Annotated in this window: 21 protein-coding genes and 1 tRNA gene; 11 read left to right on the plus strand and 11 right to left on the minus strand. The window is 64.2% G+C overall.

The annotated features are described in order from the left end of the window. Nucleotides 1–188 precede the first annotated feature (188 nt). A tRNA-Gln gene (locus tag L0V05_RS13215) sits at nucleotides 189–263 on the minus strand. Nucleotides 264–364: 101 nt separating this feature from the next. Between L0V05_RS13215 and L0V05_RS13220 the strand changes: the two genes are divergently transcribed. Continuing rightward, the gene (locus L0V05_RS13220) at nucleotides 365–1,543 is read left to right on the plus strand and encodes a BaiN/RdsA family NAD(P)/FAD-dependent oxidoreductase (RefSeq protein ID WP_234871214.1); all 1,179 of its coding nucleotides are present in this window, start codon (nucleotides 365–367) and stop codon (nucleotides 1,541–1,543) included. A gap of 99 nt (nucleotides 1,544–1,642) precedes the next feature. Then, nucleotides 1,643–2,884, plus strand: coding sequence for a peptide antibiotic transporter SbmA (gene sbmA, locus L0V05_RS13225; protein WP_234871215.1), 1,242 nt, complete (start codon nucleotides 1,643–1,645; stop codon nucleotides 2,882–2,884). Between the two features lie 6 nt (nucleotides 2,885–2,890). Here the strand turns inward: sbmA and kdsA are convergent, their stop codons facing one another. From kdsA to L0V05_RS13240, 3 genes are read right to left on the minus strand one after another with little or no spacing between them, the layout of a single operon-like run. After that, nucleotides 2,891–3,721, minus strand: a complete 831-nt coding sequence (kdsA, locus tag L0V05_RS13230) for a 3-deoxy-8-phosphooctulonate synthase (RefSeq protein WP_234871217.1) — start codon at nucleotides 3,719–3,721, stop codon at nucleotides 2,891–2,893. An 11-nt stretch (nucleotides 3,722–3,732) separates the two neighbouring features. Next, nucleotides 3,733–5,373, minus strand: a complete 1,641-nt coding sequence (locus L0V05_RS13235) for a KpsE/RkpR family capsule polysaccharide export protein (protein ID WP_234871219.1) — start codon at nucleotides 5,371–5,373, stop codon at nucleotides 3,733–3,735. Next, nucleotides 5,363–6,016: an ABC transporter ATP-binding protein gene (locus L0V05_RS13240; RefSeq protein WP_234872189.1), complete on the minus strand. Its 654-nt coding sequence runs from the start codon at nucleotides 6,014–6,016 to the stop codon at nucleotides 5,363–5,365. Before L0V05_RS13240 ends, L0V05_RS13235 begins: the two co-directional genes overlap by 11 nt. Nucleotides 6,017–6,156: 140 nt before the next feature. Between L0V05_RS13240 and L0V05_RS13245 the strand changes: the two genes are divergently transcribed. The 4 genes from L0V05_RS13245 to rpsI all read left to right on the plus strand — a co-directional run bounded on the left by L0V05_RS13245 (nucleotide 6,157) and on the right by rpsI (nucleotide 8,801). Continuing rightward, nucleotides 6,157–6,801 carry a uracil-DNA glycosylase family protein gene (locus L0V05_RS13245; protein ID WP_234871220.1) on the plus strand — a complete coding sequence of 215 codons (645 nt, stop codon included), beginning with the start codon at nucleotides 6,157–6,159 and terminating at the stop codon, nucleotides 6,799–6,801. A 74-nt stretch (nucleotides 6,802–6,875) separates the two neighbouring features. Further along, nucleotides 6,876–7,655 (plus strand): SseB family protein, encoded by a 780-nt coding sequence (locus L0V05_RS13250; protein WP_234871222.1) that lies wholly within the window; start codon nucleotides 6,876–6,878, stop codon nucleotides 7,653–7,655. A 193-nt stretch (nucleotides 7,656–7,848) separates the two neighbouring features. After that, complete coding sequence (gene rplM, locus L0V05_RS13255) at nucleotides 7,849–8,313, plus strand: 50S ribosomal protein L13 (protein ID WP_234871224.1); 465 nt, start codon at nucleotides 7,849–7,851, stop codon at nucleotides 8,311–8,313. A 2-nt stretch (nucleotides 8,314–8,315) separates the two neighbouring features. Further along, nucleotides 8,316–8,801, plus strand: a complete 486-nt coding sequence (gene rpsI, locus L0V05_RS13260; protein WP_234871225.1) for a 30S ribosomal protein S9 — start codon at nucleotides 8,316–8,318, stop codon at nucleotides 8,799–8,801. 165 nt (nucleotides 8,802–8,966) lie between these two features. Here rpsI and L0V05_RS13265 read toward each other — a convergent pair whose 3' ends face one another. Next, nucleotides 8,967–9,206: a DUF1127 domain-containing protein gene (locus L0V05_RS13265; RefSeq protein ID WP_234871227.1), complete on the minus strand. Its 240-nt coding sequence runs from the start codon at nucleotides 9,204–9,206 to the stop codon at nucleotides 8,967–8,969. A gap of 85 nt (nucleotides 9,207–9,291) precedes the next feature. Between L0V05_RS13265 and L0V05_RS13270 the strand changes: the two genes are divergently transcribed. From L0V05_RS13270 to L0V05_RS13290, 5 genes are all read left to right on the plus strand, one after another. After that, a complete protein-coding gene (locus L0V05_RS13270) occupies nucleotides 9,292–10,680 on the plus strand; it encodes an aminotransferase-like domain-containing protein (RefSeq protein ID WP_234871229.1) in 1,389 nt (462 codons plus the stop codon). Nucleotides 10,681–10,802: 122 nt separating this feature from the next. Beyond that, nucleotides 10,803–11,060 carry a hypothetical protein gene (locus tag L0V05_RS13275; protein ID WP_234871231.1) on the plus strand — a complete coding sequence of 86 codons (258 nt, stop codon included), beginning with the start codon at nucleotides 10,803–10,805 and terminating at the stop codon, nucleotides 11,058–11,060. Between the two features lie 198 nt (nucleotides 11,061–11,258). Further along, nucleotides 11,259–12,149, plus strand: a complete 891-nt coding sequence (locus L0V05_RS13280) for an ABC transporter permease (protein WP_234871233.1) — start codon at nucleotides 11,259–11,261, stop codon at nucleotides 12,147–12,149. Beyond that, a complete protein-coding gene (locus L0V05_RS13285; protein WP_234871235.1) occupies nucleotides 12,146–12,952 on the plus strand; it encodes an ABC transporter permease in 807 nt (268 codons plus the stop codon). Before L0V05_RS13280 ends, L0V05_RS13285 begins: the two co-directional genes overlap by 4 nt. Continuing rightward, nucleotides 12,949–14,049 carry an ABC transporter ATP-binding protein gene (locus L0V05_RS13290; protein ID WP_234871237.1) on the plus strand — a complete coding sequence of 367 codons (1,101 nt, stop codon included), beginning with the start codon at nucleotides 12,949–12,951 and terminating at the stop codon, nucleotides 14,047–14,049. Before L0V05_RS13285 ends, L0V05_RS13290 begins: the two co-directional genes overlap by 4 nt. An 88-nt stretch (nucleotides 14,050–14,137) precedes the next feature. Here L0V05_RS13290 and L0V05_RS13295 read toward each other — a convergent pair whose 3' ends face one another. From L0V05_RS13295 to L0V05_RS13320, 6 genes are read right to left on the minus strand one after another with little or no spacing between them, the layout of a single operon-like run. Then, entirely contained in the window at nucleotides 14,138–14,755 is a 618-nt protein-coding gene (locus L0V05_RS13295) for a TetR/AcrR family transcriptional regulator (RefSeq protein ID WP_234871239.1), read from the minus strand. Further along, complete coding sequence (gene ppk2, locus L0V05_RS13300) at nucleotides 14,752–15,648, minus strand: polyphosphate kinase 2 (protein WP_234871241.1); 897 nt, start codon at nucleotides 15,646–15,648, stop codon at nucleotides 14,752–14,754. The genes L0V05_RS13295 and ppk2 overlap by 4 nt, the downstream gene beginning before the upstream one ends. 47 nt (nucleotides 15,649–15,695) lie before the next feature. Further along, entirely contained in the window at nucleotides 15,696–16,655 is a 960-nt protein-coding gene (locus L0V05_RS13305; protein ID WP_234871243.1) for an alpha/beta fold hydrolase, read from the minus strand. Beyond that, entirely contained in the window at nucleotides 16,645–17,562 is a 918-nt protein-coding gene (gene metA / locus L0V05_RS13310; RefSeq protein WP_234871245.1) for a homoserine O-acetyltransferase MetA, read from the minus strand. The genes L0V05_RS13305 and metA overlap by 11 nt, the downstream gene beginning before the upstream one ends. Before the next feature lie 27 nt (nucleotides 17,563–17,589). Beyond that, nucleotides 17,590–18,459 carry an ATPase gene (locus tag L0V05_RS13315; RefSeq protein ID WP_234871246.1) on the minus strand — a complete coding sequence of 290 codons (870 nt, stop codon included), beginning with the start codon at nucleotides 18,457–18,459 and terminating at the stop codon, nucleotides 17,590–17,592. A 27-nt stretch (nucleotides 18,460–18,486) separates the two neighbouring features. Then, nucleotides 18,487–19,416, minus strand: a complete 930-nt coding sequence (locus tag L0V05_RS13320; RefSeq protein ID WP_234871248.1) for a DMT family transporter — start codon at nucleotides 19,414–19,416, stop codon at nucleotides 18,487–18,489. Nucleotides 19,417–19,452 lie beyond the last annotated feature (36 nt).

Below are 19,452 nucleotides of genomic sequence, written 5' to 3' on the forward strand. Positions count from 1 at the left end.
GCCACTGCCTGATTGAGCAGGCTTGCTGGCAGGCTGCTACGGTCTTCTCGTGGTGAATTGGGCTTCCTCTGCGTCCCGCGTTCCCCCCCGACCTGGGGCACAACCTGGGGCGATCTGCCCGTGATCCAGGACCACAGGGTCCAGCCAACCCCTTGGTCTGGATGATTTCCATGTCTCGAAAGGAAAGTTGGCTGGGGCGCTAGGATTCGAACCTAGGTATGGCGGTACCAAAAACCGCTGCCTTACCACTTGGCGACGCCCCAACTGCGCGGGTGTTTAGCGAAGGGGCTGGGGGGCTGCAAGGGGCTTGTCGCACTTTTTTCCGGCGGTTGCGGTAGGCGCCGTGCGGGGCTAGGAGGGCGGGATGGAACATGTCGATGTGGTCATCCTGGGCGCCGGCGCCGCCGGCATGTTCTGCGCCATAGAGGCCGGGCGGCGGGGCCGCCGCGTGCTGGTCATCGACCATGCGAAGGCCGCGGGAGAGAAGATCCGCATCTCGGGCGGCGGGCGCTGCAACTTCACCAATCTCGGGATCGCCGCCGACCGCTTCCTGTCGCGCAATCCGCGCTTCGCGCTGTCGGCGCTGAAGCGGTACACGCAATGGGACTTCATTGCCCGCCTCGATGCCGAGGGGATCGCCTGGCACGAAAAGACGCTTGGCCAGCTGTTCTGCGACGGTTCCGCCACGCAAGTCGTGCAGATGCTCCTGCGCGACATGGAACGGGCAGGCGTGCAGCTTTGGCTCGGATGTGCCCCCGGCGAGGTCAAGGCGGTGCCTGGCGGGTTTTCCGTGGCGACGGATCGCGGGCCGGTGGTCGCGGAAAAGGTCGTGGTCGCCACTGGGGGCAAGTCCATCCCGAAGATGGGGGCCAGCGCCTTTGGCTATCACCTGGCCGAACGCTTCGGCCTTTCCGTCACAGAGACGCGGCCGGCGCTGGTGCCCCTGACCTTTGCCGAACAGGAACTGGCAAAGCTTGCCCCGCTTGCGGGCGTGGCGGTCCAGGGGCGGGTGACCGCGGGGCGCAAAAGCTTCGACGAGGCGGTGCTCTTCACCCATCGCGGCCTGTCCGGCCCGGCGATCCTGCAGATCTCCTCCTACTGGCGCGAAGGGGAGCCGATCCGCCTAGACCTCGCGCCGGGTCACGACATGGTGGCGAACCTGCGCGCGGCCCGTGGCGCGGAGCCGAAGGTGGCTGCCCGCACGGTTCTGGCCCGGTACCTGCCCGAAAAGCTCGCGCGCCATATCGAGGCAGGGGCAGGGATTGCCCAGCCTGTCGGCGCGCTGTCGAATGCGGCGATCGAAGGGCTTGCGGCAGGCGTCCGTGCCTGGGACCTCAAGCCTGTGGGAACAGAAGGGTATAGGACCGCCGAGGTGACGCTTGGCGGGGTCGATACCGACGGGCTCGATGCGCGAACGCTCGAGGCGAAATCGGTCCCTGGGCTCCATTTCATCGGCGAGGTTGTAGATGTGACCGGGTGGCTCGGCGGCTACAATTTCCAATGGGCCTGGTCGAGCGGCTGGGCCGCGGGGCAGGCTGTCTGACGAAACCTCGCGGTGGCTCACGAAAAGCTGCAGTGGCATCGCCCGCGATTTCCTGTCTATGACTAGCGCAGACCATCCGCATCGTAAGGGCCGCCCGCGTTGTATCAGTCGTTCTTTCCGCGTCCGAAGCTGTTCCTGCTGACCTCGCTCCTTTGGCTCGCCGTCGCGGTGACGCTTTGGTACACCGTGGGCGAAAGTCTTGGCGCGGCGCTTGGTTTCCCGCCAGAGGACCCGAACGCTCCGCCGATCCTGGGTCTCGGGCACTTCGTGACCCCGCAATTCCTTTGGTTCTATCTGTTCTGCGGCGTGCTCTTTGCCGCCTTTGCGGCCGCGTGGATGATCTTCTCGCCGCATCCCTATCAATGGTGGTCGGTCGTCGGATCGGCGGCGATCATCTTTTCCACCTACTTCTCGGTGCAGGTCTCGGTCGCAATCAACAACTGGCGCGGCCCGTTCTTCGATGACGTGCAGAATGCGCTTTCCGGCTCGGGCGAGGTGACCGCGGCACAGCTCTACAGTCTGATCCTGATCTTCGCCAAGATTGCCTTCCTGTGGATTGCGGTCTTCGTCGCGACCCGCTTCTTCGTCAGCCACTATGTGTTCCGCTGGCGGCAGGCGATGAACGACTATTACATGAGCCGCTGGCCGGAGGTGCGCCAGATCGAGGGTGCCTCGCAGCGGATCCAGGAAGACACGATGCGTTTCGCGTCGATCATGGAGGATTTGGGCGTCTCGATCGTGGATTCGGTGATGACGCTGTTCGCCTTCCTGCCGGTGCTGGCGGCGCTCTCTGTGCATGTCACCGAACTGCCCCTTCTCGGCAGCATCCCGCATCCGCTGCTTTACGCGTCGATCTTCTGGTCGGTCTTCGGCACGGCGTTGCTGGCCATCGCGGGGATCAAGTTGCCTGGCCTTAACTTCCGCAACCAGCGGGTCGAGGCGGCTTACCGGAAGGAACTCGTCTATGGCGAGGATGACCATATGCGCGCCGGGCCGATGACGACGAAGGATCTCTTCCGCCAGGTGCGGACCAACTACTTCCGTCTCTATTTCCACTACGCCTATTTCAACGTGTTCCGCGGGATGTACATCCAGGCGGACAACATCTTTGCCTACCTGATCCTCGTGCCGACGATTGCGGCGGGGACGATCACCTTCGGGATCCTTCAGCAGATCCTGACGGCGTTCGGGCAGGTGTCGGGATCGTTCCAGTACCTGGTCAACTCCTGGACGACGATCATCGAGCTCCTGTCTATCCGCAAGCGTCTGGTGGCCTTCGAGAATGCCTTCGAGGGCAAGTCGCAGTCGAGCATCGAATTCGAGGATCCGCTGACGCCCTGAGGGGCGTTACACCCGCAGCGGATTGGCCTTTGCCAGCCGGTCGAAGTCCATCAGGCTGTCGATCAGCGCCGGCATCTGGGCGAGGGGAATCATGTTGGGCCCGTCCGATGGCGCTTTGTCCGGGTCCTCATGCGTTTCGATGAAGACCCCGGCGATGCCGAGGCTGACGGCAGCACGTGCCATGACCGGCGCGAATTCCCTCTGGCCGCCGCTGGAATTGCCCTGGCCGCCCGGCTGCTGCACCGAATGCGTGGCATCCATGATGACCGGATAGCCGGTGCGCGCCATGATCGGCAGCGACCGCATGTCTGCCACCAGCGTGTTGTACCCGAAACTCACGCCACGTTCGGTCAACAGGATGCGGTCGTTCCCCGTGCTCGCCACCTTGGCCGCGACATTGGCCATGTCCCAGGGGGCGAGGAATTGCCCCTTCTTGATGTTCACTACCGCGCCGGTTTCTCCGGCGGCAAGCAACAGGTCGGTCTGGCGGCAGAGGAAAGCGGGGATCTGGATCACGTCCACCACCTTCGCCGCCTCGCGCGCCTGGGCGATGTCATGGATATCCGTCAGAACCGGCAGTCCCATGGCGCGCACGGTCTCGAGGACCTTCAGCCCCGCTTCCATCCCCAGGCCGCGGCGACCCGACAGAGAGGTGCGGTTTGCCTTGTCGTAGCTCGCCTTGAAGACGTACTGCGCCCCGGCTGCGGCACAGGCCTCGGCCATGCGGCCGGCGATCATCTGGGCATGGTCCAGGCTTTCCAGCTGGCAGGGCCCCGCGATCACCAGCAACGGGCGGTCGTTTCCGGCGGTCAGGCCGCCGATCTTCACCTCGGTCATGGGCACGTCCTTCAGGCGCTGACCTGTTCCCGCAGGATCGCGGCGGTCATCGAGATCATCAGGTAGATGCCGAGAAAGATCAGCAGAGTCACGAGCGTATTCTCGAAAGCGCGCGGAAAGGTCGGGCTGTCGGGCGCGACGGGTGGGGTCGACACCGAAAGGTAGCGGACCTGACGGTTCGCCTCGAGGCGGGCGCCTTCCAGCTGTTCCAGCGTGGCCGACAGCATAAGCTGGCGGGTCTGGACATTGGCCTCGGCGATAAGAAGCTCGCTTTGTACTTCGGGCAGCGAAACGCCGTCGGTATTCGCCTCGGTCATCTGCGCGCGCAGATCCTCGACCTGTTTCTCCATGGCCGCGATGCGCCGCTCGATCGGCTCCATCCGCGCCTTGTTGGGCTGCGGATTGGCCTTCATCTGGTCGAGCGACAGCTTGTCGATGGTGATCTGGGTGTTCAGCTCGGCGATCTGGGCCGTGATGAGCGTGGCCTCGGCCTGGCTCGACAGGACCTTGTGCTTTTCCTGAAGGTTCACCACCTCGCGCTGCGCCTCAAGGAGCTTGGCCTGCGCATCCTCGAAGCTGGTCCGGGCGTCGCGCATCTGGTCTTCGCGCTTGCGTTGCGTCAGGTGGTCGATCTGTTCTTCGGCGTAACGGATCAGCGCCTTGCTGAACGCCTCGGAGACCTTCGGATCCGGGGCAAGGACGCTCATGTTGATGAGGCCCTCGGTCGGATCGTAGGACACCTTCACCATGCGCTTGTAGACGCCATACATCGCCTCGTTCGTCGCATCGGGCGCCAGGCGCAGCAGCGGATCGATCTCCGGTCCTGAGAACTGGCCACGGAAATCGAGGTCTTTGTCGAGCCGCAGCATCGCGTCGCGCGACTGCAGATAGCCCTGCACGGCGATCGAATCCTTGTTGGCGTCGATCGCTCCCCCAAACAACCCGGCGAACCCGGACCCGGCGCCGGCACGGACCGCGCCATCTGCCTGCTGAATCACCATCTGGCTTTCGGTCTGGTACAGCGGAGTGGCGACGAAATAGTAGAACCACCCGGCGATGATCGTCGGCAAGAGAACGAGGAAGGCCAGCCGCGCCGCCAGCATGATCGCCTTGCGTTTGCGCCGGGCCGCGATGTCCTGCTGGATGCGCATGACGTTCTCTGCCAGCGCATCGTCGGCACGCCGCTCGGTCGAGGGCAGCGGCGGGTTGCGGTAAGTCTGCGGCAGTTGCGGATCGGCGAATTCGGTCAGCGAGCGATTGGCCACCATCGCGCCGCCCGCATCGTCCGAGGCCGCCACCAGTTCCAGCAGGTTCGACCTCTCAAACGGATCGATCCCGGCCTTGCGCAAGAGTCTCACGGCATCGAAGTCGGACGTGGCGGGCAGATCATGCCGTTGAGCCATTCGCCGCGCCATCCGCAGCTGGCGGCCGGTGAGACCTTCGCGCCGGATCGCGTCGATTTCCATTTCCGGTCCAAGCGGCTCCCCCGCCAGCGCGATTTCTGTGACACTCTCCTCCGCCGGCGGCCGCGGCGGCGGCGGCACCTTGGCGGCGGGGGGAGTCGGCGACGGAATCCTCGCCCCGGCCGCGTCTGCATCAGCCGAGGCCGCCCCGGTCTTCTGGAACCGGAACCGCTGAACCTTAGGCTTCATAGTCATAGAGCCGTTTCGCTTCTTCCAGAGTGTCGAACATGTAGAGCTGGCCGTTGCGCAAAACCGCTGCGGAGCGGCAGAACTTCGAGATGATCTCGGGGGAATGCGACACGATAACCACCGTCGATTTCTGCAGTCGGTCACGGAGCAGGCTGCCGGCCTTGCGGTTGAACTCGGCGTCGGTCGTGGCGGGCATGCCTTCGTCGATCAGGTAGATGTCGAATTCCAGAGCAAGCAGCAGCGCGAAGGAGAACCGCGATCGCATGCCTGAGGAATAGGTCGCCACCGGCATGTCAAAGTATTCCTCGATCCCGCAAAGCCAGCGACAGAAGCCTTCTACGTAATCGGGGTCCAGCCCGTAGAGCCGCGCGATATAGCGCGCATTCTCGGTGCCCGTGTGCTTGCTGATCACCCCGCCCATGAAACCGAGCGGAAACGAGATGCGCGAGCTGCGGGTGACGCGGCCCTCGTCGGGCTTTTCCAGCCCAGCCATCATGTTGATGATCGTGGTCTTGCCGGTGCCGTTCGGGGCCAGGATGCCAAGCGAATTGCCCAGTTCGATGCGGAAGGACGCCCGGTCGAGGATGACCTTGCGGCGCTTGCCGGTCCAGAAGGACTTGCTGACTTTGTCGAACTCGATCATCCGCGCCTTGGCTACGCCGCACTTCGCCGGCGCCGCTGCCTGTCCCAATTGCCTCTGTCCCAAATATGGGAACATTCTTAACGTATCGCCTTATGCCGGCTTTCGGGCGCCATTATGTCGGAAGACGGGACAAAGTGACAATGACATTCACGACTTTGGCATCGGAGGCAACGATGGGGGCAGAGGTGCTCTCGGCTGAAATCCGCGCCTGCCGGATCTGCGCGGTCCGCTTTGCCGCGACGGCCACGGCCCATGATCCCCACCCCGTAGTTTGGTTTCGGCCAGGAGCGCGTCTCCTCGTGGCGGGTCAGGCGCCCGGTCTGCGCGTGCATGAGCTTCAGCAGCCGTTCCGAGATGCCAGCGGCGCCCGTCTGCGTGACTGGATGGGAGTGAGCGAGGCGGAGTTCTATGACCTGTCACGGGTTGCCGTGGTCCCGATGGCCTTCTGTTTTCCGGGGTACGATGCCAAGGGATCGGATCTGCCGCCGCCGACCATCTGTGCCGCAACCTGGCGGGCGCGGGTGATGGCGGCGCTGCCCGACCTGCGGCTGGTTCTTGCCGTGGGCGGTGCCGCGCAGCGCTGGCATCTTGGCCCAGGTGCCGCTGGCGGTGTCACGGCGACCGTGGCCAACTGGCGCAGCTTCTCGCCGGGCTTCTATCCCTTGCCTCACCCGTCCTGGCGCAACACCGGCTGGCTCCGGCGCAATCCCTGGTTCGAGACCGAGCTGGTCCCCGAATTGCGCCGGACAGTGCGGGATGTGTTGGATGCGGCCGGGGCCGGATGACGCAGGGGCGCGCGGTTGTCGGCGCGGCGTGCCCGGGCTAGTGCTGTCAGCTGGAACAGAAGAGGTGCCGCGCGATGACGCCGCTGGATCAGGCCCATACCGAGATGGTTGAAACCGGCGAGGATGCCGCGCGGCTCCGCTTCTACGAGCGGCTTGCGGATGGGGAGTTGTTCCTGCTTCTCGACCAGGAACCGGAAGGCGAAACCATCGCGCCGCGGGTCTTTCCACTTGAGGACGGTCCGGTGGTCCTGGTCTTCGATCGCGAGGAGCGGCTTGCCGAGTTCTCCGGCGCACCTGTGCCCTATGCTGCCTTGCCAGGGCGGGTGGTCGTGCGGCAACTGGCGGGGCAGGGGATTGGGCTCGGCCTGAACCTTGGGGTCGCACCGTCGGCCTTCCTGATTACAGCTGAGGCCGTGGACTGGCTTGCCGCGCTTCTTGAGCGTGCCCCGGCAGCCGTCGAGGCCCGGCCTGAACGCTTCGTTCCGCCGGGGAACCTGCCGGAGAGCCTGCTTCGGTCGCTGGATCAGAAATTGGCGCTGGCGGCCGGACTTGCGGCTTCGGCCCATCTGGCCGGGGTCATCTATGACAGTGGCCATCGAGGCCATGTCCTTGCGATCGTCGGCGCGGCCGAGGGCGCGCAGCCGGCGCTCGCCAACGCCGTGGGCGAAGCGCTTACCTTTTCGGGCCTCGATGCAGGGGAGCTCGACGTTGTTTTTCTGGGCTCGGACGACCCGGTGCTTGGCCGGCTGGCGCCTGTTGCCCTGCGCTTCGATCTGCCCCTGCGCGAAGAACCCGAGCGCGCCCAGCCAGCCGCACCCGGCAGCGACCCCGCGCGCCCACCGATCTTGCGGTGATGCCGCAAATCTCGGGGGAAATCCCATCAGACCGCTGCATCTAATGGGGTAATATTATACCACATTCTTAACCAATTGATTTTAAGTCATTAAATTCCGGGCGTGGTGCTTGACCTGCCTGCGGCATTCAGCGATACACCCCCAATCCGAGATTCCGGGGGGATTCCCCCGCTTCAAGACCGAGAGTCAGACCATGAAAACCTTCACCGCTACCCCGGCGGATATCGAGAAGAAGTGGATCCTGATCGACGCCGAAGGCGTTGTTCTGGGCCGCCTCGCCACGATCGTCGCCAACATCCTGCGCGGCAAGAACAAGCCGACCTTCACGCCGCACATGGACATGGGCGACAATGTGATCGTCATCAACGCCGACAAGATCCAGATGACCGGGAACAAGCGCGCCGACAAGCGCTACTACTGGCACACCGGCCATCCGGGCGGCATCAAGTTCCGCACGGCCGAGCAGGTGCTGAACGGCAACCATCCCGAGCGCGTGGTCGAAAAGGCCGTCGAGCGGATGATCACCCGCAACCGCCTGGGCCGCCAGCAGATGTCGAACCTGCGCGTCTATGCCGGCGCCGCGCATCCGCATGAAGCGCAGCAGCCCACCGTTCTCGACGTCAAGTCGCTGAACCCGAAGAACACCCGGAGCGCCTGATCATGGCTGACATCAAATCCCTCGACGACCTGAAAGCCGCCGTGACCACCTCCGAGCCGGCCGCCGCCGTGGCCGCGCCCCGCACCCCGGTGCGCGACGCACAGGGCCGCGCCTATGCCACCGGCAAGCGCAAGAACGCTGTCGCCCGCGTGTGGATCAAGCCGGGTTCCGGCAAGGTCACCGTGAACGGCAAGGAAATGGCGGTCTACTTCGCCCGTCCGGTGCTGCAGATGATCCTGCGCCAGCCCTTCACAATCGCCAATGTCGAAGGCCAGTTCGACGTGGTCGCGACCGTCGTCGGCGGCGGCCTGTCGGGCCAGGCCGGTGCGGTGAAGCACGGCGTCTCGAAGGCTCTGCAGCTTTATGAACCGGCGCTGCGCGCGCCGCTCAAGGCCGCTGGCTTCCTGACCCGCGACAGCCGCGTGGTCGAGCGCAAGAAGTACGGCAAGCGCAAAGCCCGCCGCAGCTTCCAGTTCTCGAAGCGCTGATCCGTTCGACCGCATGCCGGTCGTTCTGCCGGGCCGCTCCTCATGGAGCGGCCCGTTGCTTTTTGTCCGGGCTGGCTGCGGATACGTGCAAAACAAAAAATGGGCCGGATGTCTCCGGCCCAGTCTGGGGTTACCGATCAGGGAATCGGTCTCGGTTGGCGCGGATCAGTCGCGCCAGAACGGCTTTGCGCATTCGGTCCGCGCCTCGTCCGGGCTCAGACCAATATCGATCAGCATATGGCGATCCAGGCGCGACAGGCTGCGTCGCGCGCGCAGGCGGGTCTCCCAGAGCACGACCTGTCGGGCCACGGTGACCACGACGCGCGACAGGGGAGGCAAGGCCACCCCCGGCGGCAAGCCGGTCAGCTGGGCGAGGGTCGGATCTTTCGCGCGGAGCGCGGACATGGGAGCACCTTTTGTGTTGATACAATTTTGATGTTGGCGTAGTACATTGATACAAATGGGCGGCACAAAAGGGAAGAAAAACATTGTGACCGATACAATTTGGCACCCCGATCTGAGTCAATCCAGCGGTCCGAAGTATCTTGCCCTGACTGTCGCGCTACGCCGTGCCATTCGCGAGGGAGAGTTGTTGCCTGGCGAAAAACTCCCTCCTGTCAGGGACATGGCCTGGCGGCTGGGGATGACACCGGGAACTGTTGCGCGCGCCTATCAGCTGGCGACACAGGAGGGACTCCTGTCCGGCGAGGTTGGGCGGGGTACATTCGTGACCGGTGTATCAAGACAAAGATTCACGCCCTTGATCGAGCAGCCGCCCCCCAAGGGGCAGGTTGACCTGCGCTGGCCGGCCCTGCCGGATGTCGGTCAGATTGCCGCCTTCCGCCAATCGTTGCACCGCCTGGCCGAGGGGGTGGGGCGCGAATGGCTGTATTACCCCGACCAGCCGGCGGAGGCCGAGTTGCGGCTAGCCGTTCTGGGCTGGTTGTCGGACCGGGTTCTGGGGCCGGTCGCGGCGGATGATATCGCGCTTACCCATGGCGGGCAGAATGGCATCCTGACTGTGCTGCAGACCGGTTTGCGCGGCGACCGTCCGGTGGTCATGCTCGAGGATCTGGCCTATCCTGGCCTGCGGCAGGCGGTGATGCAGATGCGGGGTGATCCGGTTGCTGTCGAAATGGATGCGGAAGGGATGCTCCCGGAGTCGCTCGATCTGGCTTGTCGGCGACAGCGTGCCCAGTTCGTTTGTCTGACGCCCCAGGCACAGAACCCGACCACGGTTTGCATGAGTGCCGCCCGCCGAGCGGCGATCGTCGAGGTGGCGCGTCGGCATGACCTGCAAATTCTGGAGGACGATTGCTATTCGGTCGCAGACAGCGATCTGCCGTCGTTCCGGGCGCTTGCGCCTGATCGCACTTGGTATGTCGGCAGCCTGTCGAAATCGGTCTCGGCCGCACTGCGCTTCGGTTGGGTCGTCTGCCCGACCGGACGCGGCGATGAGGCGCGCACGGCGGCGAAGAACGCCTTCTTCGGTCTTGGGCTGCCGGTTCATCTGCTTTGCCTCGATATCATGACCTCTGGTGTGGGTGAGCGAATCCGTCAGGCGGTGCGCCAGGAGCTCGAGCCGCGCTTGCAGACGGTGGTCAATGCACTTGGAGCCTTCGATCTGTCCTGGCAACCGGGCGTGTCCTTCGTCTGGCTCAGGCTGCCCCGCGGATGGCGGGCGACCAGTTTCACCGCGCGGGCGGAAGCGGAAGGGGTGCTCGTGCGGTCTGCCGATATCTATGCGCTAAACACCGGGCGGGCACCGAATGCTGTGCGCATCGCGATTTCCGGGCAGTCGTCACGCGCGGATTTCGACAAGGCAATCGCGCGTCTGACCCGGCTTTTGGCCAACCCGCCGCAGGAGCTGTCCCTCTGACGGCTGTTGCATCGACGACTCATCCCACGGATTTGATGAGAATTTTTTCGATGTGCTGCTTGACCGGGCAGGCGGCGCTTCGCAATTTGAGGCTATCGAGCAGACAAAAGAAAGACCCGAAAATGGGACAAGCCGCTTTTCATGCCCCCCACGGGGGCAGTGTTTTCCTTGGCATTCGCAAGAATCGCGCGGGCGCGACCGAGATCGTCTATGACGACGGCGTGGCGCGTCGGCTGATCTGGCGTGTGACCGAGGCGATTGCCGACGAGGGCCGTCTCTCCGATGCCCTGTCACGCGCCGTGCGTCAGACGCGCGTGCTTCCGGCCCTGTACTCGGAACTGAAAAAGCGCGCGATCGCCGTCGAAGCCGTTATCCGCTGATCGGTTGCCCGTCGTAAGGAGCATCTGAGCGCCCGATTTTCGGGCGTTTGACCCTGCATGCGCCCGGTTTTGTGCGCTCAGGGTCGTCAAAATTTGATCAAATCGCTGTCTGACCCCTTTTCAGACCTGTGTTTCCGTGCCAGAAACCGGCTGACAACAGCATCGGCACGTCAGCCGGGCGCGCTATCAGGGGGCATGATGAGTTCAGGGGGATTCCTGCAAAGGATCGGCCGGTCGGAGGCTGCCAATGGCCTCACGATGATCAGCCCGACCGCAATCTATGCAATTCTGCTGCTTGCGGCGCCGTTGGTCACGGTCTTTGTCTACTCGTTCATGGCAGACGGGCCTGCGGGATCGCTGATCGCGGACTTCAGTTTTGCCAACTACGTCAAGATCTGGACCGGCAAGATCTACCGCGCGATCATGCTGCGCTCGCTGTGGGTCTCTATGGCGGTGACCGCCGTAACCGTGATCCTGGCCTATCCTGTCGCCTATTTCGTCAGCTTCAACGTGCCGCCGAACAAGAAAGCGCTCTGGCTCTTCCTCATCACCATTCCGTTCTGGACCAGCTACCTGATCCGCGTGTTTCTGTGGAAGGTCATCCTGGGTTACAACGGCGTCATCAACTCGGGCCTGCTGTCACTTGGGATCATCGACGAGCCGCTGACCTCTCTCAACTACAACGTGCAGGCCTTCGTCATCACGCTGGCCCATGCCTATGCGCCCTTCGCGATCCTTCCGATCTATGTCGCGCTTGAGAAGATCGACCGCTCGCTGCTCGAAGCCGGTCAGGATCTGGGCGAAAGCCGTCTGATGACCTTCTGGCGCGTGACGTTGCCACTTTCGATGCCCGGTGTGATCGCGGCCATCCTGATCGTCTTCATCCCGACCATCGGCGACTACGTCACCCCCGACCTGATCGGCGGCGGCAAGCTTCCGATGATCGCCAACATGATCCAGGTCGAGATGCTGAAGCAGAACCACAAGGCCATGGGTTCGGCCATTGCCGTGTCGGCCATGCTGATCGTGGCTGGCGTGACGCTGATCTTCCTGCTTCTCAACCGTCGTTTCCTGAAGGGGCAGAAATGAAGTTCCCCGCCCTCAAGACCTACGCGATCGTCTATCTGATCTTCCTTTACGCGCCGATCGTGCTTCTGCCGCTCTTCGCGTTCAACAACAGCAAGGTCATCGCCTTCCCGCTGTCCGGTTTCACCACCGAGTGGTTCCAGATGATGTGGAACGACACGCAGCTGTTCAAGGCAGTGAAGAACTCGCTGATCATCGCGGTGTCGTCCTCGGTGCTGTCGACCTGCCTCGGCGTCTTCGCCGCCCGCGCCTCGACCCGGTTCAACTTTCCGGGCAAGGGCAGCATCCTTGGCCTCATCATGCTGCCGATGGTCCTGCCCGAGATGATCGTGGCGATGTCGCTGCTCGTGGTGCTGCTGACGATCGGCATGCCGCTCTCGATCCTGACGATCATCATGGGCCACCTGTTGATCTGCACGCCTTTTGCAGTGGCGATCCTGTCCTCGGCCTTCCAGTCGCTGGACCGCTCGCTGGAAGAGGCGGCCTATGATCTGGGCGAGACGCCGGCCTCGACCTTCCGGCTGATCGTGCTGCCGCTGGTCATGCCCGGCATCATCTCGTCGCTGCTGATCTGCTTCACCATCAGCCTGGACGAATTCATCATCGCCTACTTCCTGGGGGGCAACCAGACGGTGCTGTCGGTCTATATCTACGGCCAGTTCCGCTTCCCCGCCCGGGTTCCCGCCATCATGGCGCTCGGCACGGTGCTCGTCTGCCTGTCGATCTGCCTGCTGTCCATCGCTGAATTCTACCGCCGCCGCGGCATCGCCCGCACCGGCGCCAAAGATACCGGAGGCTTCCTGTGACCGTGTCAGACAAACCCACGATGATCGAGTTCCGGGATGTCCAGAAATACTACGGCGACTACCATGCGCTGAGGGGCATCAACGCCACGATCAAGGCCGGCGAGTTCTTTTCGCTGCTCGGGCCTTCGGGCTGCGGCAAGACCACGCTCCTGCGCACCATCGCCGGGTTCGAGGACATCTCTTCGGGGGCGGTCCTGATCGACGGCAAGGACGCGGCGCAGATCCCGCCGAACAAGCGCCCGACCAACATGGTGTTCCAGTCCTACGCGATTTTCCCGCACCTGACGGTCGAGCAGAACGTTGGCTTCGGCCTGAGGCGCGAAAACCTGTCCAAGGACGAGATGGGCCGCCGTGTGGGCGAGGCGCTGGAGATGGTTGGCCTCAAGGGCTTCGGCAAGCGCGCCGCCCACGCCCTTTCGGGTGGCCAGCGGCAGCGCGTGGCACTTGCCCGCGCGCTGATCCTGAAGCCGAAAGTGTTGCTGCTGGACGAACCGCTTTCGGCACTCGACAAGAAGCTGCGCGAGAACATGCAGGTCGAGCTCATCAAGCTGCAGCGCCAGGTCGGCATCACATTCATCCTCGTCACTCATGACCAGGAAGAAGCGCTGGTCATGTCCGACCGGATCGCGGTCATGTTCGAGGGTCAGATCGCCCAGCTCGACGATCCCGAGACGCTGTATCGCCGGCCGAAGTCGCGGCAGGTGGCGGATTTCATCGGTACGATGAACTTCCTGCCGGCCACTGCCCATCCGACTTCGGATGGCGGCTTCGATGTCGATGTGGCGGGCCTTGGCCAGTGCCACATCCCGGCCGATCAGGCCCCCGGCGCGGCGACCGGCAACGGAGTGAACGTCGGCTTCCGGCCCGAGACGCTGACCATCCTTTACGAAGGACAGCAACCGACCGACCGTGAGACCCCCGGCACCGTCGAGGAAGTCGTCTACTACGGCGACATGACCTATTACGACGTGAAGCTCGATGGTGTGGCCGAACCCGTGCGCCTGTCGATGCGGAACGTGCCGGGACGTCCGGTGCTGGACATCGGCACCCGCACCCGCGTGGCCTGGAGCCCGAGCGCGCTCGTGCTGTTCCGCTAAGCGATTCTTCGTAGAAAAATCGGGGCCCCGTGCGGGAAGCCGCGCGGGGTCCCTTGGTTTCGAGAACGATTTTTCTGCGAAAAATCCGTCACTTGTCGGGCGGAAGCAATCCAAGTCCCCGCAGATAGATGCCGATCCCGGCCTCCAGCAGTTGCTCGGGCGGGAAGGGCGAGCGCGATCCCGGCGCACCGCGGGTGTAAAGCTCGACGATGCCGTGGCAGAAGGCCCAGATATGGGCGCTGAACATCGAGGCAGGCGGGCGCTTCTCGGGCGGAATATGCGCCGATAGGGCGGCTGCGGCCTTTTCCAGCACACCGCTCGCCCGGGCCGCGGCAGCGGCCAGATCCGGATTGGCCTGCATCGACAGGCCGCTTTCGAACATCGCCATGTAATGCCCGGGATACTTCCGTGCGAAGGCCAGATAGGCGCGTCCCGTGGCTTCGAAGGCCGCCAGCGCAGTCGGCTTGCCGTTGTCATAGGCATAGTCCATCAGCGCCGCGAAGATCTCGTAGCCTTGCCGGGCGGCTTCGGCGATCAGCTCGTCGCGGCCGGCGAAATGGCGGTAGACGGCGGCGGGTGTCACATCCACCGCCTTCGCCGCTTCGGAGAGGGTAAAGCCTTGCGGCCCTTTCTCGCGGATCAGGTCGAGCGCAGCTTCCACCAGCGCCTGTCGCAGATTGCCGTGATGGTAGCCGCGCTTGCTCATGACGCTCCGGCGGGCGCGTCGTTCGCCAGAAGCAGCGCCGGCCCCCCGCAGATTGCCGGGTCCGGCTCGCCGATCAGCTTGCTGTTCTTCCCCGCATAGTCGACGGCATTCAGGATCGTCTGGATTGCGGCAATGCGGGCGCGCTTCTTGTCGTCGGAGCGGATGATCGTCCAGGGCGCGCGCACCGAATGGCTGCGATTGATCGTGTCCTTGATCGCGACCGTATACTCGTCCCATTTGTCGAGACCGTCGATGTCGATCGAACTGAGCTTCCATTGCTTCAGCTCGTCCTGTTCGCGGTCAAGGAAGCGCTTGAGTTGCTCGGCCCGGTCGACATCGAGCCAAAGCTTCACCAGGACGATGCCTTCGTCTACGATCATTTCCTCGAAGGCGGGAAGCTGGGCAAAGAAGCGTTCACGCTGCGCGTCGTTGGAGAAACCGAAGACCCGCTCGACGATGCCACGGTTGTACCAGCTGCGGTCGAAGAGGGCGATTTCGCCGCAGGCCGGCAACCAGTCGATATAGCGCTGGAAATACCACTGCCGCGCCTCGCGGTCAGACGGCTTGGCCAGCGCCACGACCTGGGCGACGCGAGGGTTCAGGTTCATCCGCACCGCATCGATGGTTCCGCCCTTGCCGGCAGCATCGCGCCCTTCGAACAGGACGACCAGCCGCTTGCCGGTCTCCTTCAGATCGGCGTGAAGGCGGACGAGTTGAAGCTGGAGGACATCCATCTTCTCCTCGTAGTCCTTCGTCTTGATTTCTTCGCGGTAGGGATAGGACCTGGACAGGATATCGTCCTTGCCGGCGCTCTCGATCGCCTTGCGGATGGATTTCGGTGCCTTTTCCTTGAAGTAGCTGCTTATGGCGCCATCGAAAGGCAGGTCTTGCATCGCTTTCTCTCCCCGGTCTCGTCCCCTGTCCCGCGCCAGTATGACGATCAGGACGCGCGGCGCAATGCAGCCCTCTCTGCCGCGCGATGGATCGCGGCGACTACATCCTCGGGCGCAGCATGATGCGGCATGTGGCCGACGCCTTCGATCAGGGTCAGGACAGCATCAGGCAGAATGCGGGCGAGGGGGCGGGCGTGAATCTCGGCCGGTACGATGGTATCGGCCGTGCCATGGACGATCTCGACCGGCAGGGTCATGCCGTGATAGCGCGCCGACATGTCGACGACATGCGGGCGGAGTTCGTTCACCTGCCGCGCATTCTCGGCCAGCACCTTGCGGCGAAGCGTCAGGCCAGCGGCGAAGTGGCGGCCATAGCCCTGCGGAACGGGATCCGGTTCGAAGACCACGCGCATCGCCTCGTCGATCCGGTTATGGGGCGCAAAGGCAGTGACCAGGGGCACGACCAGCGCCCTGCCAAGCCACGAGGAGGTCAGCGCATACCAGATGCCCAACCCGCCCGGCCAGGGCATCGTCGCTCCGCCTAGAAGCACCACCGCATCCACACCCTCGGGCTCGTCCAGCGCCCAGGCCATCGCCACGGCTCCGCCATAGCTGTGGCCGACGATGATCGGGCGCAGGAGACCAAGCTGGCTCGCCGCCGCGCGCAGGGCGCGAGCCTGTGCCGCCGGACTGCCGCCCTCGGGGCCCAGATCGTCCGACCAGCCAAGGCCAGGCCGGTCGAAGGCGGTGACGCGGTAATCGCGCGCGAGACGTCCAACCAGATCATGGGTGAAATCGCGGGTGTTTCCGCTTGCCCCATGGATCAGCACCACGTCTCGGCCCGCACCCTCGACATGCGCGTGGATGCGACGCCCGGCGGGGCCGATCAGTTGCCCGGTCGGGGGAAAGGCCCGCTCGGCCTGACGCTCGCGCCTGAGCGCGCGGCGATGGATGAGGAGGGCGGCCGCGCCAAGAAGGGCGGCTGCCAACAGGAGTTCAAGTGCCAATCGCTTCCAGCTCGTAAGGCGTTGTCTGGTAGATCTCGTTGATCCAGTTGCCGTAGAGCAGATGTGCGTGGCTGCGCCAGCGGTTCAAGGGCGGCTTCGCGGGATTGTCATCGGGATAGTAGTTCTGCGGCACGTTGATGGGCGTGCCGTTCGCCACGTCGCGATCGTATTCCTGCTTCAGCGTGTCGCTGTCGTATTCGAAGTGGTTGAAGATGTAGAGCGCTCGGTGCGCTTCGTCCTCGACCAGACAAGGGCCGACCTCCTCCGAGCCGAGCAGGGTCACCAGTCCGGCAGCGCGATCGATCTCGTCCTGTTTCATCTCGGTCCACCTGCTGACGGGGATCACGAAATCATCCGCGAAACCGCGGAGATAGGGCGAGTTCGGCACGAGGTTCCGATGGCGGAAGCAGCCGAAGGCCTTTGCCGGCAGCATGTGCTTCTGGACGCCGTGGAAATGGTTGATCATCGCCATCCCGCCCCAGCAGACGCCGAAGGTGGACTGCACGTTGGTCTGGGTCCAGTTCATCACCTCCTGCAACTCGCCCCAGTAGGTGACCTCCTCGAAGGGCAGGTGCTCGATCGGGGCGCCGGTGATGATGAGGCCGTCGAACTTCTCGCCCTTCACCTCCTGGAACGGACGATAGAAGGCGGCCATATGTTCGGCGGCGGTGTTCCTGGTCTCATGCTCGGTCATACGGATCAGGTGCAGATCGATCTGCAGGGGCGTGGCACCGATCAGACGCGCGAACTGGTTCTCGGTCTGGATCTTCTTCGGCATGAGGTTCAGAAGCGCGATCTTCAGCGGCCGGATGTCCTGCCGTGCCGCCCGTTCGGGCGTCATGACCATCACGCCCTCGTTCCGAAGAACGTCGAAGGCGGGAAGGTTCTGGGGCAGGGTGATCGGCATTTGTCCTCTCCTGGAAAGGCCGGTTACTTAAGCGTCTTCGCCACGACGCTCAAGGGCGCGTGCGATCAGGTCGGTGAAGCCCACGGCGTTGCGCACCTCTGCCACCTCTTCTGCGGTAACGGTCACACCCCACCGGGCCATCGCCGCATAGCGAGGCTGGCGGTGGTCGAGCAGACGGGCATAGGCGAAGCGCAGGAAGGCATCGGGATCGACGCGATCCTCTGGCAGGCGCTGCTCGGTCAGGTATTCGCCCCAGAGCCGGGCGAGGAAGTCGGGCTGGTAATAGATCGGCTTCGGTGCGCGGTCGAAACGACGGATCAGTTCGGCGCGGTGCGCCTCGGACCCCTTCAGCCAGACCATCAGCAGATTGTCCGACAGCGTCCGCATGACCGGGTCCTGCGGGTCCTCGGGATTCACCACCTCGCAGATCGACCCGCCGGAGTCGCAGACGAAGTTGTCATAGCCGTAGAGATCCTTTGCCCGGGCGATGAACCGCGGCGTGTCGAGAAGGGCCGCGATCTCGGCCACCCGGTGCTGCTCCTGCCGGCGGCAATACTCCTCGAACGGCACGCCACCCTTGGCCGGATCGCCGGGCTTGCCCAGATAGGTCGACAGCGGCGCGAGGTTGTCGAAGGTGATGTTGGAGGCGATATAGACCGAGTCCGTCATCAGGAGTTCGCGCAGGAGCGGAACCTTCATCGCTTCGCGCTTGAAGTTATCGGCGATGAATTCGCCCATGTAGCGGGTACCAATGCGGTAATCGATGGAGTAGTGGAACCACTGCGCCTGATCGCGCAGCATGTTGGCGAGGTAAGTCTTGCCCAGCCCCGACATCCCGAACATCAGCACGCGCTTCTCGCGCGCCGCCCGCCATTCCGCCGCCGACTGGTAGATCATGCCTGCCTCTCCGGTTCCGCCCGTGTCCTAGCGAACCGGCGGCTGGATTTCACGCGGAATCTTCGCCAGGTTCAGGATCCGCCCGTCGATCACCACAAGCCCTGCCGCAATCAGCGCGAAGCCCAGATAGTCGCGCAGGGGCAGGCTTTCGCCCAGAACCAAGGCCCCGAGGATCACCGCGAAGGGTGCGGTCAGCAGTGTCACGAGGCTCAGGTTCCCGGCGCCGGCGAGGGCCAGGACGCGGTAGTAGAGCAGGTAGGCTCCGGCCGTGGATACGACCGCGAGATAGCCGAGCGCCAGCCAGGTACCCGCGGAAGGGCCGGGGGGCACGCCCTCCACCAGAAGGGCGGCGGGTAACATCAGTAGCGTCGAGCCCGTCAGCATCCCCGCTGCCGCCACCTGGGGTGGCAGCCCCGAAAGGTTGAGCCGCCCCCAGACCGCCGCACAGGCATAAGACAGGGCCGCGACAAGCAGCGTAAGTTGCGCGACCGATGTCAGGTCGAGCGCAGTCAGCGCCTGCAGGCCGATCACCACCGTCACGCCGGCCAGCCCGAGCAGCACGCCGGCCAACCGCCGCCCGGTCAGCCGCTCGTCCCGGAATACGACAGAGGCGACGACGACGCCCATCAGCGCGGTCGAGGCGTTCAGGATTGCGGCCAGCCCAGAGGGGACGGTGAGCTGCGCCCAGGTGATGAGCGAGAAGGGGATGGCGTTGTTCAGCGCGCCCATCAAGAGGAATGCGCCCCAGATGCGGGGCGACCGCGGAACGGTCAATCCCCGCAGGGCGACATAAAGCCAGAGGAGCGCGCAGGCGCCGGCCACACGGAAGGCTACGGTTCCAAGCACGCCGATCTCGTTGATGGCCAGGCGGTTGGCAATGAAGGACCCGCCCCAAATCATCGCGAGGAGAAGGAGCTCCGCCCAGGCCCGGGCCGAGATGGATTTCTGCGGTGTCATGCGCCTGCTCTAGCAGGGCGGACCGGGTGCCGCGAC

It is taken from the genome of Alitabrizicola rongguiensis (assembly GCF_021491355.1).
GTDB classification, from domain to species: domain Bacteria; phylum Pseudomonadota; class Alphaproteobacteria; order Rhodobacterales; family Rhodobacteraceae; genus Aliitabrizicola; species Aliitabrizicola rongguiensis.